This window comes from uncultured Friedmanniella sp., assembly GCF_964244005.1.
Classification (GTDB): domain Bacteria; phylum Actinomycetota; class Actinomycetes; order Propionibacteriales; family Propionibacteriaceae; genus Microlunatus.
On sequence record NZ_CAXTHG010000009.1, the window covers coordinates 56,326 to 76,402 of the forward strand.

Consider the following 20,077-nt stretch of genomic DNA (forward strand, 5'->3'; position numbering starts at 1 on the left):
CGCATGTCGGAGCTGTTCGTCCGGACTCTGCGGGAGGACCCGGCCGACGCCGAGGTACCGAGCCACCGCTGGCTGCTGCGGGCCGGGTACATCCGCCGGGTCGCTCCCGGCATCTACAGCTGGTTGCCGCTGGGCTACAAGGTGCTGCGCAACGTCGAGACCGTCGTGCGCGAGGAGATGGAAGCCATCGGCGCCCAGGAGGTGCACCTGCCGGCGCTGCTGCCGCGGGAGCCGTACGAGGCGACCGGCCGCTGGACCGAGTACGGGGCCAACCTGTTCCGGCTGCAGGACCGGCGCGGCGGGGACTACCTGCTCGGCCCGACGCACGAGGAGATCTTCGCGCTGCTGGTGAAGGACCTGTACTCCTCCTACAAGGACCTGCCCCTCTCGCTCTACCAGATCCAGACCAAGTACCGCGACGAGGCACGGCCCCGCGCCGGCATCCTGCGCGGCCGCGAGTTCGTGATGAAGGACTCCTACTCCTTCGACATCGACGACGCCGGGTTGGCGAAGTCCTACGACCTGCACCGGGACGCCTACATCAAGATCTTCAACCGGCTCGGCTTCGAGTACGTGATCGTGCACGCCATGTCCGGCGCCATGGGTGGTTCGGCCAGCGAAGAGTTCCTGGCGATCTCGGAGACGGGCGAGGACACGTTCGTCCGTTCGGCCGGCGGGTACGCCGCCAACGTCGAGGCCGTGACCACCGTGCCGCCCGAGCCGGTGCCGTTCGACGACCTGCCCGCCGCGCACGTCGAGGACACCCCCGACACCCCGACCATCGAGACGCTGGTGGCCGTCGCCAACGAGCTCAGCCCCCGGGAGGACCGGCCCTGGACCGCCGCGGACACGCTGAAGAACGTCGTGGTCACGCTCGTCCACCCGGACGGGCGGCGCGAGCCGCTGGTCATCGGTCTGCCCGGCGACCGGGAGGTCGACCTCAAGCGGCTCGGCGCCCAGGTCGAGCCGGCCGAGATCGAGCCGTTCACCGAGACCGACTTCGCCGACCACCCGGCACTGGTCAAGGGCTACATCGGGCCGGGCTCGCTGGGCACCGACTCGGTCAGCGGCATCCGCTACCTCGTCGACCCCCGCGTCAGCACCGGCTCGTCCTGGATCACCGGCGCCAACCATCCCGGCCGGCACGTCTTCGACCTGGTGGCCGGCCGTGACTTCACCCCCGACGGCACGATCGAGGCGGCCGAGGTCCGGGCGGGCGACCCTGCCCCCGACGGGTCGGGTCCGCTCGAGCTCGCCCGCGGGATCGAGATGGGCCACGTCTTCCAGCTGGGCCGTAAGTACGCCGAGGCGCTCGGGCTCAAGGTGCTCAACGAGCACGGCAAGCTCGTCACCGTGACCATGGGCTCCTACGGGGTCGGGGTCTCCCGGGCCGTCGCCGCGGTCGCGGAGAACACCTGCGACGAGCAAGGCCTCGTCTGGCCGCGCGAGCTCGCGCCGTTCGACGTCCAGCTGCTGGCGACCGGCAAGGACAGCGCCGTGCTCGAGACCGCGACCAACCTGGCCCGCCAGCTCGACGAGGCCGGCGTGAAGGTGCTGCTTGACGACCGCAAGGCGAGCCCGGGGGTCAAGTTCGCCGACGCCGAGATCATGGGCATGCCGACGATCGTGGTGGTCGGTCGCGGCCTCGCCGACGGCGTGGTCGAGCTGCGCGACCGGCGCAGCGGCGAGCGCCGGAACGTGCCCGTCGAGGACGCGCTGGGCGAGGTGGTCGCGGAGGTGCACGGTCGGCCCGACCTCGGCCGGCCCGACCTGGGCTAGCGCCCCCACGTGCCGGTCGTCGACCTGGGCGCGGTCGACCGGCCGCTGCTCACCGTGTTGGCGCTCGTCCTGGTGGCGTTCGCGGCCGGCTGGGTCGACGCAGTGGTCGGCGGCGGCGGGCTGATCCAGCTGCCCGCACTGCTGATCGGGCTGCCCAGCTCGGCGCCGCCGGCGTCGGTGCTCGGCACCAACAAGCTCTCGTCGGTCTTCGGCACCGCCGCCAGCTCGCTCACCTACGCGGTCCGGATGCGACCCGACTGGCGTACGGTGCTGCCGCTCGTGGTCGCGGCCGCCGCCGGGTCGGCCGGGGGAGCGGAGCTGGCCAAGCTCCTCCCGAAGGACGCGTTCACCCCGATCGTGCTCGTCGCTCTGGTCGGGGTCGGGCTGTACACCTGGCGCCGGCCGCAGCTCGGCCTGACGTCGGCCCGCAAGCACGCAGGCTCGGCCCACTACGGCCGGACCGCGGTGATCGGGCTCGGCGTCGGCGCGTACGACGGCTTCCTCGGCCCGGGCACCGGCTCGTTCTTCGTCATCCTGCTGGTCAGCGTGCTCGGCTACGGCTTCCTCGAAGCCAGCGCGAAGGCCAAGATCGCCAACCTCGCCACCAACCTGTCCGCCATCACCGTCTTCGCCCTGCACGGCTCCGTGCTCTGGACCCTCGGGCTGATGATGGGGGCCGCCAACCTGCTCGGCGGCCTGCTGGGCGCGCGGACCGCGCTGCGGCACGGCAACGCCTTCGTCCGCCGCGTGTTCCTGCTCGTCCTCGCCGGCCTGATCCTCAAGCTCGGCTACGACACGGTCCGCCAGCTCAGCTGACCGCGCTCTGAGCCTGGTCGTTGACACGCAACTCGGGTCGCTACCTCGTGGGGCATCTCCTTCCAGTGATCGATCCTGACGGGTAGTCGCGTCAGGATCGATCAGTCTGTGGGCCAGTCTCTCTACCGCTCAGTCGCGCCAGCCCGGCCACGGCAGCACCTCGGCCCCCCAGCGCTCGCTGCGGGCGACGGTGTCGGTGAGGACCTCCAGGGCCCGCCGGCGGTCGGCGGCCCGGGCGGCCGCAGCAAGCCAGAGCCCGCCGAAGGGCACCAGCGCGAGCTCGAGGTTGCGGATCAGCCGGGCGGCGGTCTTCGCGTCGCGCGGGGTGGGGTCGGGCACGTACGCCGGCTTGGCCGCTGGGACGTCGGCGCCGGCGGCGTCCAGCCGTTCGACGAGCTGTCCGAGCAGCAGCCGTCGGTCGCGCAGGCCGTCCACCGCCCGGTCGTGGGTGGCGCTGCCTGGCTCCAGCCGGCCCAGGGCCAGCTGGTAGCCGTACACGGCGGCGTGCAGCCCGGCCACCAGGTCGGCGACGGCGGTGGTGTCGGGCACGAGGGCCATCGGCTGGTGCCTGCGCGGCGCGGCCGCAGTGGGGGTGTCCGCCGCCGCGAGGGCCGCGGCGTAGCGGCTGCTCGCGACCGCCATCGAGCCCCAGAGCAGCGCCGTCAGCCCGCTCGAGCTCTCGGCGGCGCGGCGGTACTGGGCCGCCGCGGCGCGTTCGGCCGTGACCAGCCGCGCCAGGGTGGCCTTGCCGGTGGCCGCGACCGCCGGCGGCGGCTGGCCGACCGGTCGGCTGGCCGGGTCGGCGGCGGCCAGCGCGGTCGCGCGTTCGAGATGGGTGGCCCCGACGACGCGCAGCAGCGCGCGCCGGGCGGCGGACGGTTTCGGCGAGCCGGTGCGGACGCGCTCGGCGAGGTCGGCCAACCGCCGCTCGGCCACGGCCGCGACGGCCGACGCGCTCGGCTTGGCCGGAGTGGTCGGGCTGGCCGTGCCGCTACTCGACGGCGAGACCGGAAGACTGCCGCCCCGGATCGCCGGGTCGCTCAAGGTGCAGCCGGTGGTCAGCACGGCCAGGCCCGCGGCCAGCAGCGATCGCCGCGACCAGGAGTGCCCCAGCGAGTCGTCGTCCGCACGCGGGCTGAGCACCCGCCGACGGTATCCCACCGGCCGTAGCCGGTATGCTGGCGAACTGCGTTTCCCCGTCACGGGTCAGCGCACCACAACCGCTCGACACAACCGGATCGAAGGACGAGGACCCATGAGAGAGAGCCAGATCGCGGAGTTCGTGACGCCGATCCTGGCCCACTACGGCCTCGACCTCGACGCCGTCGAGGTGGTGCCGGCCGGCAAGCGACGACTGCTACGGATCGTCGTGGACGGCGACGGACCCACCGGGACCGGACCGCTGCTGGACGACATCGCCGAAGCCACCCGGGCGGTCTCGGCCGGTCTGGACGAGACGCCGGTGGTCGGCAGCGCGGCGTACACCCTCGAGGTCTCGTCCCGGGGCGTGAGCCGGCCGCTGGAGCTGCCGCGGCACTGGCGACGCAACGTCGGGCGACTGGTCGCGGTCACCACGACCGCGGGCGAGAAGCTCACCGGCCGGGTCACCTCGACCACGGAGACCAGCGCGCTGCTCGACGTCGAGGGCACTCCCCGCGAGGTCGCTCTGGCCGACGTGAGCAAGGCCCTGGTGCAGGTGGAGCTCAACCGACCGAAGAACCTCCTCGCCGCGGGCGAAGACGAGACCGCGGACGAAGACGAAGACCCCGAGCACGACGACGAGATCGAGGACGAGAACTGATGGACATCGACATCTCCGTGCTACGGCTGCTCGAGCGCGAGAAGGAGCTGCCCTTCGAGGTACTGGCTTCGGCCATCGAAGAGGCGCTGCTCACCGCCTACGACAAGACCGACGGCGCGGTCCCGGGCGCGCGCGTCGAGCTCAACCGCAAGAGCGGGCACGTCGGGGTGCTGGTGCCTGAGACCGACGAGCACGGCAGCCGGGTCGGTGAGTACGACGCGACCCCGGACGGCTTCGGCCGGGTCGCCGCGGCGACGGCGCGGTCGGTGATCTTCCAGCGGCTGCGCGACGCTGAGGACGAGCAGAAGTACGGCCACTTCGCCGGCGTCGAGGGCGACATCGTCTCCGGCATCGTCCAGCAGGGCCGCGACAGCCGTACGGTGCTGGTCGACCTGGGCAAGATCGAGGCGATCATGCCGCTGGCCGAGCAGGTGCCGGGGGAGCGCTACAGCCACGGCACCCGGCTACGGGTCTACGTCGTCGCCGTCCGCAAGGAGCTCCGTGGACCGCAGGTCGTCGTCTCCCGGACCCACCCCGGCCTGGTCGAGAAGCTCTTCGCCCTCGAGGTGCCCGAGATCGCCGACGGGACCGTCGAGATCAAGGCCGTGGCCCGCGAAGCCGGCCACCGCAGCAAGATCGCCGTCGTCAGCCACCACCGCGACGTGAGCGCCAAGGGCGCCTGCATCGGCCCGATGGGTTCCCGCGTCCGCGCGGTGATGCACGAGCTGAACGAGGAGAAGATCGACATCATCGACTTCCACGAGGACCCGGCCCGCTTCGTCGGTCAGGCCCTCTCGCCGGCGAAGGTCAGCTCGGTGACGGTCGTGGACGCAGCCGCGCGCGCCGCCCGGGTCGTGGTGCCCGACTACCAGCTCTCGCTGGCCATCGGCCGGGAGGGTCAGAACGCCCGGCTGGCTGCCCGGCTGACCGGGTGGCGGATCGACATCCGCTCCGACACCGAGGCCGTCCCGGCCGAGGCTGGGACCGAGGCCTGAGGGCCGGCCCGGCGGTGCCCAGCCGACGGTTCCGCGTCCTGGTCTGCCCAGACAAGTTCAAGGGCAGCCTGACCGCCGTCGAAGCGGCGGGTGCGATCGCGACCGGGCTGCGGCGGGCGATCCCGGACGTCGAGGTCGTCACCCTCCCGGTCGCCGACGGTGGGGACGGCACGGTGGCTGCGGTGGTGTCCGCGGGGTATGGGTACCGACAGGTCCGGGTGACCGGCCCGACCGGGGAGCCGGTCGACGCAGGGTTCGCGATCCGCGGCGGTACGGCGGTGCTGGAGATGGCCGAAGCGTCTGGACTGCGCCGGCTGCCGGGCGGCCGGCTCGCTCCGCTGACGGCGACCACGTACGGGACCGGTGAGCTGATCGCGGCGGCGGTGGACGCCGGCGCCGCCGAGATCATCCTGGGCCTCGGCGGCAGCGCCACGACCGACGGCGGCAGCGGGATGGCCCAGGCGCTCGGGGTCCGGCTGCTCGACCCGGACGGCGCCGAGCTGTCGGCCGGCGGGGCAGCGCTGGCGCGGCTGTCCCGGATCGACGTGTCCGGTCTGGACCCGCGGCTGGCCCGGGTCGCCGTCGTGCTGGCCAGCGACGTCGACAACCCGCTGACCGGTCCGAACGGAGCGGCTGCGGTCTACGGGCCCCAGAAGGGGGCCTCTGCCGAGGACGTGGCCGTGCTCGACGCCGCGCTCGCGCACTTCGCCGGCTGCGTCCAGCGTGACCTCGGGGTGGCCGTCAGCGAGATTCCCGGCGCCGGGGCGGCGGGCGGGACCGGCGCCGGCGCCCTCGCCTTCCTCGGAGCACACGCCGAGTCCGGCATCGGGCTGATCCTGCGGGCCGTCGGGTTCACCGGAGCACTGGCGGGCGCCGACCTGGTCGTGACGGGGGAGGGGTCGCTCGACGAGCAGAGCCTGGCCGGCAAGGCGCCCGTGGGGGTCGCGGCCGCGGCGAGCGCGGTGGGCGTCCCGGTGGTGGCCCTCGTCGGCCGGCTCCAGGTGTCTGCCGTCGAGCTGCACGCGGTCGGCATCCGGTCCGCCGCCGCCCTGCTCGAGCTGGAGCCCGACCTGGCGGTCGCCCAGCGCGACGCCGCGCCGCTGCTCAGCGACCTGGCCGAACGGCTCGGCCGGACGCTCGCCCCGCCACCGGCTGAGGACGACACCGCCTCCGCGACCGGCCACTAACCTGGGTCGGTGGCAACTCCGCGACGGACCTGCGTCGGCTGCCGGACCACCGAGGACAAGGACCGGCTCGTCCGGTTGGCCGCGGGACCGACGGTGGTGCTCGACCTCCGGCAACGGGCCCCCGGTCGAGGGGCGTACCTGCACCCCGGGCCGACGTGCCTCGCCCAGGCGATCCGCCGGCGGGCCCTGCCGCGGGCGTTGCGGCTCAGCGGATTCGACCCCGACCAGCTCGTCGGTCAGTGGGAGGCGGTCGCGGCGGTGGACGGCGACGCCACTTAGGCGATCAGGGCAGAAGTGGCTAGAGTTGACCACTGATCGCGCCGGTGAGGTGTGGTCACGCATGTCCAGCGTTCCTCGCGGACGCCGAACCAGAAAGTGGGCTCGCCCCATGACCACTCGATGAGATTCCCTCAGTGAGCATGCACGACAACTAACTGGTCCGGCGACGAATGACCCGGACCGCCTACAAGGAGAGCAGTGGCAAAGGTCCGCGTCTATGAGCTCGCGAAAGAGCTCGGAGTCGAAAGCAAGACCGTCCTCACGATGTTGAAGGACATGGGCGAGTTCGTCCGTTCCGCTTCGTCCACGGTGGAACCCCCCGTGGAGCGGCGGCTGAAGGAAAAGCTGTCCACCCCCGCGGCTGGCAAGGAGTCGGCCCGCCCGACGCCTGGCCCCTCGCGTGGTCCGGAGACCCGTCGTCCGACGGTGCCCTCACCTGGACCGTCCCGGCCGGTGCCCACCGCGGCACCCGCCACCCGCTCGGTGCCCACCGCGGCACCCGCCACCCGGCCGGCACCCGTTCCGACCGCCGCCGCGGCTCCGGCCGCTCCGGCCACGGCCGCCCCGTCCGAGGCTCCGCGCCAGCCGGCTCGTCCGGCCGCGAGCACCCCGGCCCCGGGTCCGGCCAGCCGGACGACGCCCGCCCCGGGTCCCCGTCCGTCCACCCCCCGCGCACCCGGCCAGCCCTCGGCCCGTCCCCAGACCAACGGCGACCGGACCAACGGCGACCGGACCAGCAGCGACCGGACCAGCAGCGACCGGACCCGCAGCGACCGGACCACCGGTCCGGCGACCGGCAGCCCGAGCGCCGGGACCCCGAGCGCCGGCACTCCGGCCAGCCAGGCCGCGTCCGCCACCCCCGCCGCTCCCACCCAGCGGCCCACCGACGGTCAGACCGGTACCCCCGGCCCCCGGCCCCGGCCGGGCTCGACCGGCGGCCTCCCCGGTGCTGGTGCACCCGGCAACCGCCGTCCCGGCGGAGCGCCGCGTCCGGGCAACAACCCGTTCTCGGCCTCCCAGGGCATGGGTACGGCCCGTCCGGCCCGGCCCACCGCTCCGGGCGCAAGCCCCGACGCCGCCCGTCCGGGTGGTCCTCGGCCGCCCGCCGGTCGTGGCGCCCCCATCCCGGGCAGTCGTCCGGGTGTGCCCGGCATGCCGCGCCCCAACCCGGCGATGATGCCGCGTCAGAGCTCGGGCCAGCTGAGCTCGCCCGGTGCCGCCGGCCCTCGTGGTCGCGGTGCACCCGCAGGTCCGGGCGGCCGTGGCCGTCCCGGTGCCGGTGGCCCTCCCGGCCGTAGTGGTCCCGGTGGCGGCCCTGGTGGTCCGCCGCCGAGCGGCCGCGGTGGCCGTGGTGGCCGCGGTGGTACCCAGGGTGCGTTCGGTCGCGCCGGAGGTCCGGTGCGTCGTGGCCGCAAGTCCAAGCGTCAGCGTCGGCAAGAGTTCGACCAGATGCAGGCGCCGGAGATCGGTGGCGTCCGCGTCCGCCAGGGTGACGGTCAGACCGTCCGGCTCGCTCGTGGCGCGTCCCTGACCGACCTGTCCGAGAAGATCAATGTCGACGTGTCGTCGCTGGTCCAGGTGCTGTTCAACCTGGGCGAGATGGTGACGGCCACGCAGACGGTGTCCGAGGACACCCTCGCGGTGCTCGCGACCGAGCTCAACTACAAGATCGAGGTCGTCTCCCCCGAGGACGAGGACCGCGAGCTGCTGGAGAGCTTCGACATCGAGTTCGGCGAGAACGAGGGTGGCGAGGACGAGCTCGAGGCCCGGCCGCCGGTCGTCACGGTGATGGGTCACGTCGACCACGGCAAGACGAAGCTGCTCGACGCGATCCGCAAGACCAACGTCGTGGCGGGCGAGGCCGGTGGCATCACCCAGGCCATCGGTGCCTACCAGGTCGCGACCGAGGTCGACGGCAACGAGCGCGCCATCACCTTCATCGACACCCCCGGCCACGAGGCGTTCACCGCCATGCGGGCCCGTGGGGCGAAGTCGACCGACATCGCCGTGCTGGTGGTGGCGGCTGACGACGGCGTGATGCCGCAGACGATCGAGGCGCTCAACCACGCGCTGGCTGCCGACGTCCCGATCGTGGTCGCGGTCAACAAGATCGACCGCGAGGGTGCTGACCCGACCAAGGTCCGCGGTCAGCTCACCGAGTACGGCCTGGTGCCGGAGGAGTACGGCGGCGACACGATGTTCGTCGACGTCTCCGCCGTCACCCGGGTCGGCCTGGACGAGCTGCTCGAAGCGGTCATCCTGACCGCGGACGCGGCGCTCGACCTGCGCGCCAACCCCGAGATGGACGGTCAGGGTGTGGCCATCGAGGCCCACCTCGACAAGGGTCGTGGCCCCGTGGCCACCGTCCTGGTCCAGCGCGGCACGCTGCACGTCGGCGACTCGATCGTGGCCGGAACGGGGTACGGACGCGTCCGGGCCCTGCTCGACGACCACGGCCAGAACGTCACCGAGGCGCCGCCGTCGTTCCCGGTCCAGGTGCTCGGTCTGACCGCCGTCCCAGGCGCCGGCGACAGCTTCATCGTCGTCGACGACGACCGGATGGCCCGGCAGATCGCCGAGCGGCGTGCGGCCCGGCTGCGGATGGCGGCCCAGGCGGCCGGCACCCGGCGCAAGACGCTGGACCAGCTGTTCGACTCGCTCGAGAAGGGCGAGGAGCAGGAGCTGCGCCTCATCCTCAAGGGCGACGGTGCTGGTTCGGTCGAGGCGCTCGAGGACGCGCTCGCCAAGATCGACGTCGGCGACGAGGTCAGCCTGCGGGTCATCGACCGCGGCGTCGGTGCGATCACCGAGACCAACGTCAGCCTGGCGGCGGCGTCGAACGCGGTCATCGTCGGCTTCAACGTCCGTCCGCAGGGCAAGGCGACGGAGCTGGCCGACCGCGAGGGTGTGGACATCCGGTACTACTCGGTCATCTACGCCGCGATCGACGAGATCGAGGCTGCGCTGAAGGGCATGCTCAAGCCGATCTACGAAGAGGCCCAGCTCGGTCAGGCGGAGATCCGCGAGATCTTCCGCTCGTCCCGCGCCGGCATCATCGCCGGTTGCATGGTCATCGGTGGCTCGATCCGGCGCAACGCCAAGGCCCGTCTGCTGCGTGAGGGTGTGGTCATCACCGAGACCACGATCAGCTCGCTGCGCCGGGAGAAGGACGACGCCACCGAGGTCCGGGAAGGGTTTGAGTGCGGCCTCACGCTGCACAACTACTCCGACATCCGGACCGGCGACATCGTCGAGACGTACGAGATGCGCGAGAAGGCTCGGAGCTAGTCAGCTGAGGACGGGCGGGGCCGCCGATGGGCGGCCCCGTTCGTTACTTCCGACCGTAGTTCTTATCACTTAGCAAATCAGCTGATAATTTCGCTGCATGAGCTTCTCAGGTCCGCCGGCATCGACGTGGCCCGCGATTGGCTACGAGAAGCTGTGGGACAGCAGGAGCTCGAACCTCGCCGTCAGCCGGTCCGATCAACGACGGGCGTACGGGACGTACGAGGCTGCTGTGCCAGCCACCATCGCCCAGCTCGACTACCGTGCGCCGGCCGAGCTCGCGGCCGCCGTCGAGGACGCGGCTGCCGAGCTCGCCCGGTACGACGCCGAGATGGCCACGGGCCCCACCCCTCTCGACGCGATCCTGCTGCGGAGCGAGTCGGCTGCGTCGTCCCAGATCGAAAACCTCACCGCCTCCGCCCGGAGCATCGGGCTCGCCGAGCTCGGTGATCCCAGTCGGGTCAACGCGAGTCTGGTCGTGGCGAACGTGCAGGCCATGCGGTGTGCACTCGAGCTGGCCCAGGACCTGACCCCCGACACGGTCATGGCGATGCACCGAGCCCTGCTGGTGGAAAGCGCGCCAGACATCGCCGGTGCTTGGCGGGCCGAACCGGTCTGGGTCGGCCGGTCCGGACTGAGCCCGCTCGGCGCCGAGTACGTGGCGCCGGACGCAGGACGGGTCCCGGGCTTGATGGAGGACCTGATGAGCTACGCGCGCCGGGTCGACCAGCCGGTCCTGGCCCAGGCCGCTCTGTCCCACGCCCAGTTCGAGACCATCCACCCGTTCCCTGATGGCAACGGGCGTACTGGCCGGGCGCTGCTGCACTCGATGCTGCGGCACCACCGGCTCAGCCGGCACGTCACGGTGCCCGTCTCCGCGGGTCTGCTCGCCGACGTGTCCGGCTACCACGACGCGCTGACGGACTACCGTGCCGGCAACCCGGACACCATCGTGCAGCTGACCGTCGACGCGACCTTTCGGGCCATCAGCAATGGCCGCGTCCTCGCCGCGCAGCTCGCGACGGTCCGCGCGAACTGGCGGGCAGCGATCATTGCGCGTCGCGACTCGGCGGTCTGGGTCGCGGCCGACCTCTTCCTGGACCGACCCGTGCTCGACGCCGTCGAGGTTGCCCAGGCGCTGGGCATCGCGGTACCCAACGCCCACCGTCACCTTGCGCGGCTGACCGAGGCAGGGGTGCTCACCCCGTTTTCCCTCTACCGGCGGGGTCGGGCGTGGCGCGCGGATGCGGTACTGGAGGCCTTGGACGCCTTCGCCGCCCGGGCTGGGCAGCGCAGCCGGTCCTGACTGGCACAATAGAAGGCTGTCGTCTGAGGAGGAAGTCATGGCATCGCCACGCGTGCTCAAGCTCGCCGACCAGATCAAGGTGATCGTGGCGGAGATGCTGGAGCGCAAGATCAAGGACCCCCGCCTCGGTTTCGTCACCGTGACCGACGTCCGGCTCACCGGCGACAGCCGCGAGGCGACCGTGTTCTACACGGTGCTCGGCTCCGAGGAGGACCGCGTCGGTACGGCCGCCGCGCTCAAGTCGGCCAGCGGGCTGATCCGCTCCCAGGTCGGCAAGCAGCTGGGGATGAAGTTCACCCCGACCGTGGCCTTCATCGCCGACGCCATCCCCGAGACGGCTCGTCAGCTCGACGACCTGCTCGAACGGGCCCGCGCCGTCGACGCCCGGGTCGCCGAGGTCGCCAACGGCAAGACCTACGCCGGCGACGAGGACCCGTACAAGCACGACGAGCCCGAGACCGACGACCTCGCCGAAGGCGTCCCCGACAGCAGGGACCTCGACCGCTGAGCAGCCGCAACAGTACGGGGCCGTCCGGGCTGGTCGTGGTGGACAAGCCGGCCGGCCTGACCTCCCACGGTGTGGTCGCCCGGGTCCGCCGGATCCTCGGCACCCGCAAGGTCGGCCACGCCGGCACGCTCGACCCGATGGCCACCGGCGTGCTGCTGGTCGGGGTCAACCGCGCCACCCGGCTGCTCGGCCACCTGATGCTGACGACGAAGACCTACACCGCCACCCTCAGGCTCGGCGTCGGCACTCTCACCGACGACGCCGAGGGGGAGGTCGCGGCGACCCCTGGCGTCGGGGACGTCTCGCCGGACCAGCTCGAGGCCGCCATGGCGATCTTTCGCGGCGCCATCGCCCAGGTCCCGACCGCGGTGTCGGCGATCAAGGTCGACGGCGTCCGCTCCTACGCCAAGGTGCGGGCCGGCGAGAGCGTCGAGCTGACGGCCCGACCCGTCACGGTGCACCGCTTCGCCCTGCTCGACCGCCGCGCCGTCACCGTCGACGGGGTCGCCTGCCTCGACCTCGACGTGGTCGTGGTCTGCAGCTCGGGCACCTACATCCGCGCCCTGGCTCGCGACCTCGGCGCCGCCCTCGGCTCGGCCGGCCACCTGACGGCGTTGCGCCGGACTCAGGTCGGACCGTTCGGGCTGGACGAAGCCTCGACGCTGACCGACCAGACCGAGACCCTCGAGCTGCTCAGCATGACCGAGGTCGCGCGTCGCTGCTTCCCGGTGCTCGTGGTCGACGCGGCGGACGAGGCGTCGGTCCGGGTGGGCCGGGCGCTGCCCGACCGTCCGCTGGCCGCCGACCTGGTTGCGCTGCTCAGCGCGGAGGAGGAGTTCCTGGCCCTCTACTCTCCGCGCGGCGACGGCGCGGTCCCCGAGGCCGTGTTCTGCGGCTGAGCGGCAGGCGAGGCGTTCTCGGTCGATGGTTAACTGGGCGCCGGAGGCGGACCGCCTCCCTCGTCCGCGCGTGAGAAAGGTGCACCGATGGCCGGCGACCCGGTGGTCGTGATCGGCAACTTCGACGGCGTCCACCGTGGCCACGTCGAGCTGCTGCGCACCGCGCGGGCCGCGGAACCCGGAGCGCCGCTGGTGGCGGTCACCTTCTGGCCGCACCCGATGTCGGTGGTCCGCCCGGACCAGGCCCCGTTGCTCCTGACCACGCTCGAGGCGCGCGTCGCGCTGCTCGAGCAGGCCGGGGTGGACCGGGTGGTGGTCGTGGACTTCACCGCCGAGGTCGCCAGCTGGAGCCCCGCGGAGTTCGTCGAACGCGTCCTCGACCCGCTGCACCCGCGCCGGGTCGTGCTCGGAGAGAACTTTCGCTTCGGCTTCCGCGCCGCCGGCACGGTGGCGACCCTGGCCGAGCTCGGCGCCGGCCGGTTCGTCGTCCAGCCGGTCGGGCTGGTCACCGACGGCGCCCTGCCCAGCTCGTCCACCCTGATCCGGCACGCGGTGCTCGAGGGCGACTTCGGCCGGGTCCGCGAGCTCAGCGACCAGACGTTCCGGTCCACCGGCGTGGTCGTCCAGGGTGACCAGCGGGGCCGGCTGCTCGGCTACCCGACCGCGAACGTCGCCGTCGCTCCCGGCATGGTCGTGCCTGCTGACGGCGTCTACGCCGGCTGGGTCACCCGGCTCGACGGACCCGCACCGCGCTGGCCGGCCGCCATCTCGGTCGGCACCAACCCCACCTTCGACGGTCTCGAGCGCCGGATCGAGGCCTACGTCCTCGACCGCGACGACCTCGAGCTCTACGGGGTCGAGATCGCCATCGACTTCTACGCCCGGATCCGCGGCCAGGTCCGCTTCGCCGGGATGGAGGCGCTGATCGAGCAGATGCACCACGACGTCGAGCAGATCCGGCACGTGCTGCAGGTGTCGTGACCGCCTTGGCTGGCTCAGCCCCTGGCGAACAGCGCCAGCACCCAGATCAGGCCGAGCAAGCCGGCGAACATCAGCGCGATCTGCGCTCCCATCGCGGCCCGACCGCCACGACGCGGTCCGCGGCGGGGATCGACGACGAAGTTGGCGGGCAGCAGCCAGAACAGTCCCGCCAGCACGGCGGCGCCGCCGAGCATGACCAGCCAGCCGGGCAGCCCGAGGTAGCGCTCGCCCTCGAGGACGTGCAGGAAGCCACTGGCGAGAAGCCAGCCGCCGAGACCGCCGACCAGGGCGATCAGCACGTTGCTGGGGCTGAGCAGCCGGCGCGGACGCTGCTCACCGAACTGCGACGCGTACGCTCTGGCCGGCCCGAACGCCTGCTCGGGCGGTTCGCCGGCCTCGGCGGCGTGCGACTCGACCTCGGCGACGATCTGCCCGATCCGGGCGCCGTCGACGTCGCGCAGCTGCAGCCACATGGTGAGGTCACGGGTGTACCGACGGGTGGCGCGGATGCTGACGGTGGTCATCGGGTCTCCTCGATCGTCGTGGAACGGACCGTGCTGTTCTCGGGTGGACGACCGGCGGCCAGCAATGCGCCGACGCGCCCCGTCCACCGGTTCCAGTCCTGCTGGCGCTCGCGACGGGCGGCCCGTCCGGCCTCGGTGATCTCCACCAGCTTGCGGCCCGGCCCGCCGAGGCCCTCGACCCAGCGGGTCGAGGTGAAGCCCTGCTCTTCGAGCCGGGTGAGCACGGGGTAGAGCGTGCCGCCCTTGACCTCGCCCAGTCCGGACTTCTGGAGGTGCCGCGCGACCTGGTAGCCGTGGGTCGTCCCCAGGTCCTCCACGGCCGCGAGGACGCACAGCTCGAGGGCCGCGCGAGTCCACGAGGTGGGCCAGCTGTCGTCGTCCATGACTAGATCCTAGATCAAACTAGTCAGTTAGACAACCTAGTCCGGGGGAGCTCGGTGGAGGTCAGGGTGCGGCAGGCTGGGACCCAGCGACCGGACGACCGCAGGAGAGCCTCGTGACCATCCGACTTGACCCCACGATCGAGACCACCGCCGACGTCTTCTCCGCCGCGCACGCCCCGGTCCTGACCATCGACCCCGGCGACACGCTGATCGTCCGCTCCCTCGACGCGTCGGGCTACCTGGAGCCGCAGCAGCACCCCGGCCAGGAACAGCACAAGCTGCGGCCGCAGAGCCGGGGGCACTGCCTGACCGGTCCGATCGCGGTCCGCGGCGCCCGTCCCGGCCAGCGGCTGGCCCTGCGGCTGCACGCGCTGCGACCCGACCCCTGGGGCTGGACCGTCGCGGCAGCGCTGGACACCCCGGTCAGCCGGCGGCTCGGCCTGGTGGAGGGCCCGCCGTCGTGGTTGCTCTGGCAGCTGGACGCCGACGCCCGTACGGGTCGGGAGAGCCGCGGGTTTGTGCGCGACCTGGCGCCGTTCCTCGGTGTGATGGGCGTCGCTCCCGCCGAGCCGGGGGAGCACTCCACCATCGCGCCCCGCGCGGCCAGCGGTGGGAACATCGACTGCCGTGAGCTCGTCGCCGGCTCCACCCTCTATCTGCCAGTCGCCGTTCCGGACGCGCTGCTCTACCTGGGCGACGGGCACGCCGCCCAGGGTGACGGCGAGGTGGGCGGTACGGCCATCGAGTGCGCGATGACCACCGAGCTGACCGTCGACCTCGTCGACGACCGGCCGCTGACCCAGATCCACGCCGAGACCCCCGCGGGCCTGATCACGTTCGGCTTCGACGCCGACCTCAATCTGGCCGCGGGGGACGCCCTGGACGCCATGGTCGGCTGGCTGGCCCTGCGGTACGAGGTCGACCGGGCCACCGCGCTCGCGCTGGCCAGCACCGCTGTCGACCTGCGGATCACCCAGATCGCCAACCAGACCTGGGGTGTGCACGCCCTGCTGCCCGCCGACGGCCTACGCTGAGCCCAACGAGCCGAGCCGACGAGCCGAGCCGACAAGTACCGGCGCGATTCGGCCATCCGGGCGCCCGCTGGTAGATTGAGGGCGCCGTTCTAACGGCCGCGGACTTCCAAGAGCTCCCCACCACACCGCGTGAACCCCTCATCGGGCCCGGGGGGCGCCGCGCAACGGGAAACCGAGAGGAGAGCACGTGCCATTTGACGCTGCCATCAAGAAGCAGACCATCGAAGAGTTCGCGACCAGCGAGGGCGATACGGGTTCTCCCGAGGTCCAGGTCGCGGTTCTCACCCGGCGCATCGCGCACCTGACCGAGCACCTCAAAGAGCACAAGCACGACCACCACAGTCGTCGTGGCCTGATGCTCCTCGTCGGTCAACGCCGCCGGTTGCTCAACTACGTGGCCAAGACCGACATCAACCGGTACCGCTCGCTGATCGAGCGGCTCGGCTTGCGTCGCTGACGCTGCAGGAGCGGTCCTCCTCGCCCCACCGGGGCCAGCAGGGCCGCTTCGCTGTTTCCACAACTGAATAGACGAACTCACACCTGAGATCGCATCCCACCCGGCACGTCATCGGAGTGTCTCGGTCCTCGGTAGTGGTTTTCGGGTCCCGCCCAGAAGGCGCCGCAGAGATGTCTGCTCGACCCGCGAACCTCGATCGAAGACCGGGCTCCATGCCGTGGTCGGCCTGTCACCGGGGGTGACTGGCCCGGGGTGGGCGATGCGGTCCACATCCGGCGCAGCCGTCCGCGGCGCGCCACAGAAAGGATTCCCGTGGAGGGACCTGAACTGCACTACACCGAAGCCGTCATCGACAACGGCGCCCTGGGGCGCCACGTCGTCCGTTTCGAGTCGGGCCTGCTGGCCCGACAGGCCGCCGGCTCGGCCGTGGTCTACCTGGACGAGGACACGATGCTCCTCTCGGCGACGACCGCCCAGAGCAAGCCGCGCGACGCCATCGACTTCTTCCCGCTCACCGTCGACGTCGAAGAGCGGATGTACGCGCTCGGGCGCATCCCCGGCTCCTTCTTCCGTCGCGAGGGCCGCCCGTCCGAAGGCGCCATCCTCACCTGCCGGCTGATCGACCGCCCGCTGCGCCCCAGCTTCGTCAAGGGGCTGCGCAACGAGGTCCAGGTCGTCGTCACCGTGATGGCGCTGAACCCCAACAAGACCTACGACGTGGTCGCGATCAACGCGGCGTCGATGTCCACCCAGCTCGCCGGCCTGCCCTTCACGGGGCCTGTCGGCGGCGTCCGCGTCGCCTTGATCGGTGACCAGTGGGTCGGCTTCCCCGACGTCGATCAGCTGCACCAGTCGACCTTCGACATGGTCGTCGCCGGCCGCGTGACCGCCGACGGCGACGTCGCGATCATGATGGTCGAGGCCGAGTCCACTGCGCAGACGTGGGACCTCGTGCGCTCCGGCAAGACGGCCCCGACCGAAGAGGTCGTGGCGTCCGGCCTCGAGGCGTCCAAGCCGTTCATCAAGGCCCTGTGCGACGCGCAGGCCGAGCTGGCGGCGCACTTCCCGAAGACGACCGCGGAGTTCCCGATCTTCGCCGACTACGCCGACGACGTGTTCGCGGCCGTCTCCGAGTCCGCCTCCACCGAGCTCGCCTCGGTGATGTCGATCGCCGACAAGCAGGACCGCGAGTCCGCCACCGACGCGCTCAAGGCCACGACGGTCTCCGCGCTGGCCGAGCAGTTCGCCGGCCGCGAGAAGGAGATCTCCGGCGCGTACAAGGCTCTGACCAAGAAGCTCGTCCGGCAGAAGATCCTGACCGACCACGTACGCATCGACGGCCGCGGCCTGACCGACATCCGCACGCTGTCCGCTGAGGTCGGCGTGCTGCCCCGGGTGCACGGATCGGCGCTGTTCCAACGCGGCGAGACCCAGATCCTGGGCGTCACCACGCTGAACATGCTGGGCATGGAGCAGAAGCTGGACACCCTCGCCCCCGAGACGTCCAAGCGCTACATGCACAACTACAACTTCCCGCCCTACTCCACCGGGGAGACCGGCCGGGTCGGCTCGCCCAAGCGGCGCGAGATCGGTCACGGCGCGCTCGCCGAGCGGGCGCTGGTGCCGGTGCTGCCGACGCGTGAGGAGTTCCCGTACGCCATCCGTCAGGTCTCCGAGGCGCTCGGCTCGAACGGGTCCACCTCGATGGGCTCGGTCTGCGCCTCGACGCTGGGCCTGCTGAACGCCGGGGTGCCGCTGCGCGCGCCGGTCGCCGGCATCGCCATGGGCCTGGTGTCCGACACCGTGGACGGCGAGACGCGCTACGTCGCGCTGACCGACATCCTCGGGGCCGAGGACGCCATGGGTGACATGGACTTCAAGGTCGCCGGCACGCGGGACTTCATCACCGCCCTGCAGCTGGACACCAAGCTCGACGGCATCCCCGCCTCCGTGCTGGCCGGCGCGCTGACCCAGGCCAAGGACGCCCGGAACACCATCCTGGACGTCATGTACGAGGCGATCGACGCCCCGGACGAGATGAGCCTGTTCGCCCCGCGGATCATCACCATCCAGATCCCGGTCGACAAGATCGGCGAGGTCATCGGCCCGAAGGGCAAGGTGATCAACCAGATCCAGGACGACACCGGCGCCCAGATCTCGATCGAGGACGACGGCACCATCTACGTGGGTGCGGACTCCGGCGACAAGGCCGAAGCCGCCCGCGCGCTGATCAACGCCATCGCCAACCCGACGATGCCCGAGAAGGGCGAGCGCTACCTGGGCACGGTCGTCAAGATCACCGCCTTCGGTGCGTTCATCTCCCTGCTCCCGGGCAAGGACGGGCTGCTGCACATCTCCAAGCTGCGCCCGCTCGCCGGCGGCCAGCGGGTCGAGAGCGTCGAGGACGTCGTCAGCGTCGGTCAGAAGATCCAGGTCGAGATCAACGAGATCGACGACCGGGGGAAGCTCTCGCTGATCCCGGTGGTCGAAGAAGCGGTCTCCGTCTAGGTTGACCAGCTCCTCTTCGGGCTCAGGCTCGGCCGGCTCCCGCAGCCGCTCCGCACGGCGTCACTCCTTCGTGGGTGGCGCCGTGCGGCGTACCACCATGCCGAACGGCCTGCAGGTCGTCACCGAGCACATGCCGGCCAGCCGGACGTTCTCGGTCGGGGTCTTCGTGGGTGTCGGGTCGCGGGACGAGACCCGTGCGCTGCACGGGGCCTCGCACTTCCTCGAGCACGTGCTGTTCAAGGGCACCCTCCGGCGCAGCGCCGAGGAGATCTCGGCCGCGGTGGAGGCGGTGGGCGGTGAGCTGAACGCCTACACCACCAAGGAGTACACCTGCTTCTACGCGCGGGTGCTGCGTTCGGACGCCGCGCTGGCCGTCGACGTGCTGAGCGACATGATCAGCGCCTCGCGGATCACCGCAGCCGACGTGGACGCCGAACGGGCGGTGATCCTGGACGAGATCGCCATGCACGCCGACGACCCCGGTGAGGTGGTCTCCGAGCTGGTCAGCGACCGCATCTTCGCCGGCTCCGGCCTCGGCCAGGCCGTCATCGGCTCACCCCCTTCGATCGAGGCGCTGAGCCGGGACCAGATCGTGCGGCACTGGCGGCGGCACTACAGCCCCGCCTCGCTGGTCGTCGCCGCCGCTGGTCACGTCGACCACGACCAGCTGGTCACCCAGCTCGCCGGTCTCGACGCCCGCCCCTCGCCCGCCACGCCGCGCGTCCGGCGGGGGAGCGCGCCCAGCCCGCAGCCGGGCCTGGTCAGCGAGCACCGCCGGGTCGAGCAGGCCAGCGCCGTCCTCGCCTATCCCGGGGTCGGCATCTTCGACGACCGCCGCTACCCGATGGGCCTGCTCTCCCTGGTGGTCGGCGGCGGGATGGCGTCCCGACTCTTCGTCGAGGTGCGCGAACGGCGCGGGCTGACGTACGGGATCGACGCCGGCGACACCTCCTACGCCGAGGCGGGGCTGTGGAGCGTCGACTGGCAGTGTGCCCCCAACCGGCTGGCGGAGATCATCACGCTCGTCCAGGCGACCCTGGCCGAGGTCGCCGAGCACGGCGTCACCGACGCCGAGCTGGCCCGCGCCCAAGGCCAGATGCGCGGCCAGACCGTGATCTCCTACGAGAGCCCGGGCAGCCGGATGAGCCGGCTCGGGGCCAACACGCTGGCCGGTGACGACCGGACGCTGGCCGAGGTGCTCACCCGCTTCGACGCGGTCACCGCCGCTGAGGTGCAGGCCGAGGCCGCGCTGCTGTTCAGCCAGCCGGCCGTGCTCGGCCTCGTCGGACCGCGGATTCCTGCGCGGGTACTGAAACACTGGAGCGCGTGAGCAGC

At 71.9% G+C, this 20,077-nt stretch carries 18 protein-coding genes; 15 read left to right on the forward strand and 3 right to left on the reverse strand.

The window, feature by feature from the left end:
- Positions 1-3 precede the first annotated feature (3 nt).
- Both ACFE76_RS07730 and ACFE76_RS07735 read left to right on the forward strand, forming a co-directional pair.
- Positions 4-1,779: a proline--tRNA ligase gene (locus ACFE76_RS07730; protein WP_375431240.1), complete on the forward strand. Its 1,776-nt coding sequence runs from the start codon at positions 4-6 to the stop codon at positions 1,777-1,779.
- A 9-nt stretch (positions 1,780-1,788) separates the two neighbouring features.
- Complete coding sequence (locus ACFE76_RS07735; RefSeq protein ID WP_375431160.1) at positions 1,789-2,595, forward strand: sulfite exporter TauE/SafE family protein; 807 nt, start codon at positions 1,789-1,791, stop codon at positions 2,593-2,595.
- A 129-nt stretch (positions 2,596-2,724) separates the two neighbouring features.
- On the opposite strand, the gene ACFE76_RS07740 is transcribed toward ACFE76_RS07735, so the two are convergent.
- Positions 2,725-3,738 (reverse strand): DUF4439 domain-containing protein, encoded by a 1,014-nt coding sequence (locus ACFE76_RS07740; RefSeq protein ID WP_375431161.1) that lies wholly within the window; start codon positions 3,736-3,738, stop codon positions 2,725-2,727.
- A 112-nt stretch (positions 3,739-3,850) separates the two neighbouring features.
- On the opposite strand from ACFE76_RS07740, the gene rimP reads away from it, so the two are divergent.
- The 9 genes from rimP (at position 3,851) to ACFE76_RS07785 (ending at position 13,836) form a co-directional block, all read left to right on the forward strand.
- Complete coding sequence (gene rimP, locus ACFE76_RS07745; protein ID WP_375431162.1) at positions 3,851-4,396, forward strand: ribosome maturation factor RimP; 546 nt, start codon at positions 3,851-3,853, stop codon at positions 4,394-4,396.
- On the forward strand, positions 4,396-5,391 hold the full coding sequence (gene nusA, locus ACFE76_RS07750) for a transcription termination factor NusA (RefSeq protein ID WP_375431163.1): 996 nt from the start codon (positions 4,396-4,398) through the stop codon (positions 5,389-5,391). Before rimP ends, nusA begins: the two co-directional genes overlap by 1 nt.
- 14 nt (positions 5,392-5,405) lie before the next feature.
- Entirely contained in the window at positions 5,406-6,578 is a 1,173-nt protein-coding gene (locus tag ACFE76_RS07755) for a glycerate kinase (protein WP_375431164.1), read from the forward strand.
- 9 nt (positions 6,579-6,587) lie between these two features.
- Positions 6,588-6,857, forward strand: coding sequence for a YlxR family protein (locus ACFE76_RS07760; RefSeq protein WP_375431165.1), 270 nt, complete (start codon positions 6,588-6,590; stop codon positions 6,855-6,857).
- 198 nt (positions 6,858-7,055) lie between these two features.
- A complete protein-coding gene (gene infB, locus ACFE76_RS07765) occupies positions 7,056-10,145 on the forward strand; it encodes a translation initiation factor IF-2 (protein WP_375431166.1) in 3,090 nt (1,029 codons plus the stop codon).
- A 229-nt stretch (positions 10,146-10,374) separates the two neighbouring features.
- Positions 10,375-11,448 carry a Fic family protein gene (locus ACFE76_RS07770; RefSeq protein WP_375431167.1) on the forward strand — a complete coding sequence of 358 codons (1,074 nt, stop codon included), beginning with the start codon at positions 10,375-10,377 and terminating at the stop codon, positions 11,446-11,448.
- A gap of 37 nt (positions 11,449-11,485) precedes the next feature.
- Positions 11,486-11,956: a 30S ribosome-binding factor RbfA gene (rbfA, locus tag ACFE76_RS07775; RefSeq protein WP_375431168.1), complete on the forward strand. Its 471-nt coding sequence runs from the start codon at positions 11,486-11,488 to the stop codon at positions 11,954-11,956.
- A gap of 35 nt (positions 11,957-11,991) precedes the next feature.
- Positions 11,992-12,855, forward strand: a complete 864-nt coding sequence (gene truB / locus ACFE76_RS07780; RefSeq protein WP_375431169.1) for a tRNA pseudouridine(55) synthase TruB — start codon at positions 11,992-11,994, stop codon at positions 12,853-12,855.
- Positions 12,856-12,942: 87 nt separating this feature from the next.
- Entirely contained in the window at positions 12,943-13,836 is an 894-nt protein-coding gene (locus ACFE76_RS07785) for a bifunctional riboflavin kinase/FAD synthetase (protein WP_375431170.1), read from the forward strand.
- Positions 13,837-13,850: 14 nt separating this feature from the next.
- Here the strand turns inward: ACFE76_RS07785 and ACFE76_RS07790 are convergent, their stop codons facing one another.
- Both ACFE76_RS07790 and ACFE76_RS07795 read right to left on the reverse strand, forming a co-directional pair.
- Positions 13,851-14,360 carry a hypothetical protein gene (locus tag ACFE76_RS07790; RefSeq protein WP_375431171.1) on the reverse strand — a complete coding sequence of 170 codons (510 nt, stop codon included), beginning with the start codon at positions 14,358-14,360 and terminating at the stop codon, positions 13,851-13,853.
- Complete coding sequence (locus ACFE76_RS07795; protein WP_375431172.1) at positions 14,357-14,743, reverse strand: PadR family transcriptional regulator; 387 nt, start codon at positions 14,741-14,743, stop codon at positions 14,357-14,359. Before ACFE76_RS07795 ends, ACFE76_RS07790 begins: the two co-directional genes overlap by 4 nt.
- A 113-nt stretch (positions 14,744-14,856) precedes the next feature.
- On the opposite strand from ACFE76_RS07795, the gene ACFE76_RS07800 reads away from it, so the two are divergent.
- The 4 genes from ACFE76_RS07800 (at position 14,857) to ACFE76_RS07815 (ending at position 20,072) form a co-directional block, all read left to right on the forward strand.
- Positions 14,857-15,777 carry an acetamidase/formamidase family protein gene (locus tag ACFE76_RS07800; RefSeq protein WP_375431173.1) on the forward strand — a complete coding sequence of 307 codons (921 nt, stop codon included), beginning with the start codon at positions 14,857-14,859 and terminating at the stop codon, positions 15,775-15,777.
- A 187-nt stretch (positions 15,778-15,964) separates the two neighbouring features.
- The gene (gene rpsO / locus ACFE76_RS07805) at positions 15,965-16,234 is read left to right on the forward strand and encodes a 30S ribosomal protein S15 (protein ID WP_375422848.1); all 270 of its coding nucleotides are present in this window, start codon (positions 15,965-15,967) and stop codon (positions 16,232-16,234) included.
- 312 nt (positions 16,235-16,546) lie between these two features.
- Entirely contained in the window at positions 16,547-18,742 is a 2,196-nt protein-coding gene (locus ACFE76_RS07810; protein WP_375431174.1) for a polyribonucleotide nucleotidyltransferase, read from the forward strand.
- An 82-nt stretch (positions 18,743-18,824) separates the two neighbouring features.
- Complete coding sequence (locus tag ACFE76_RS07815) at positions 18,825-20,072, forward strand: M16 family metallopeptidase (RefSeq protein ID WP_375431175.1); 1,248 nt, start codon at positions 18,825-18,827, stop codon at positions 20,070-20,072.
- Positions 20,073-20,077: the final 5 nt, after the last annotated feature.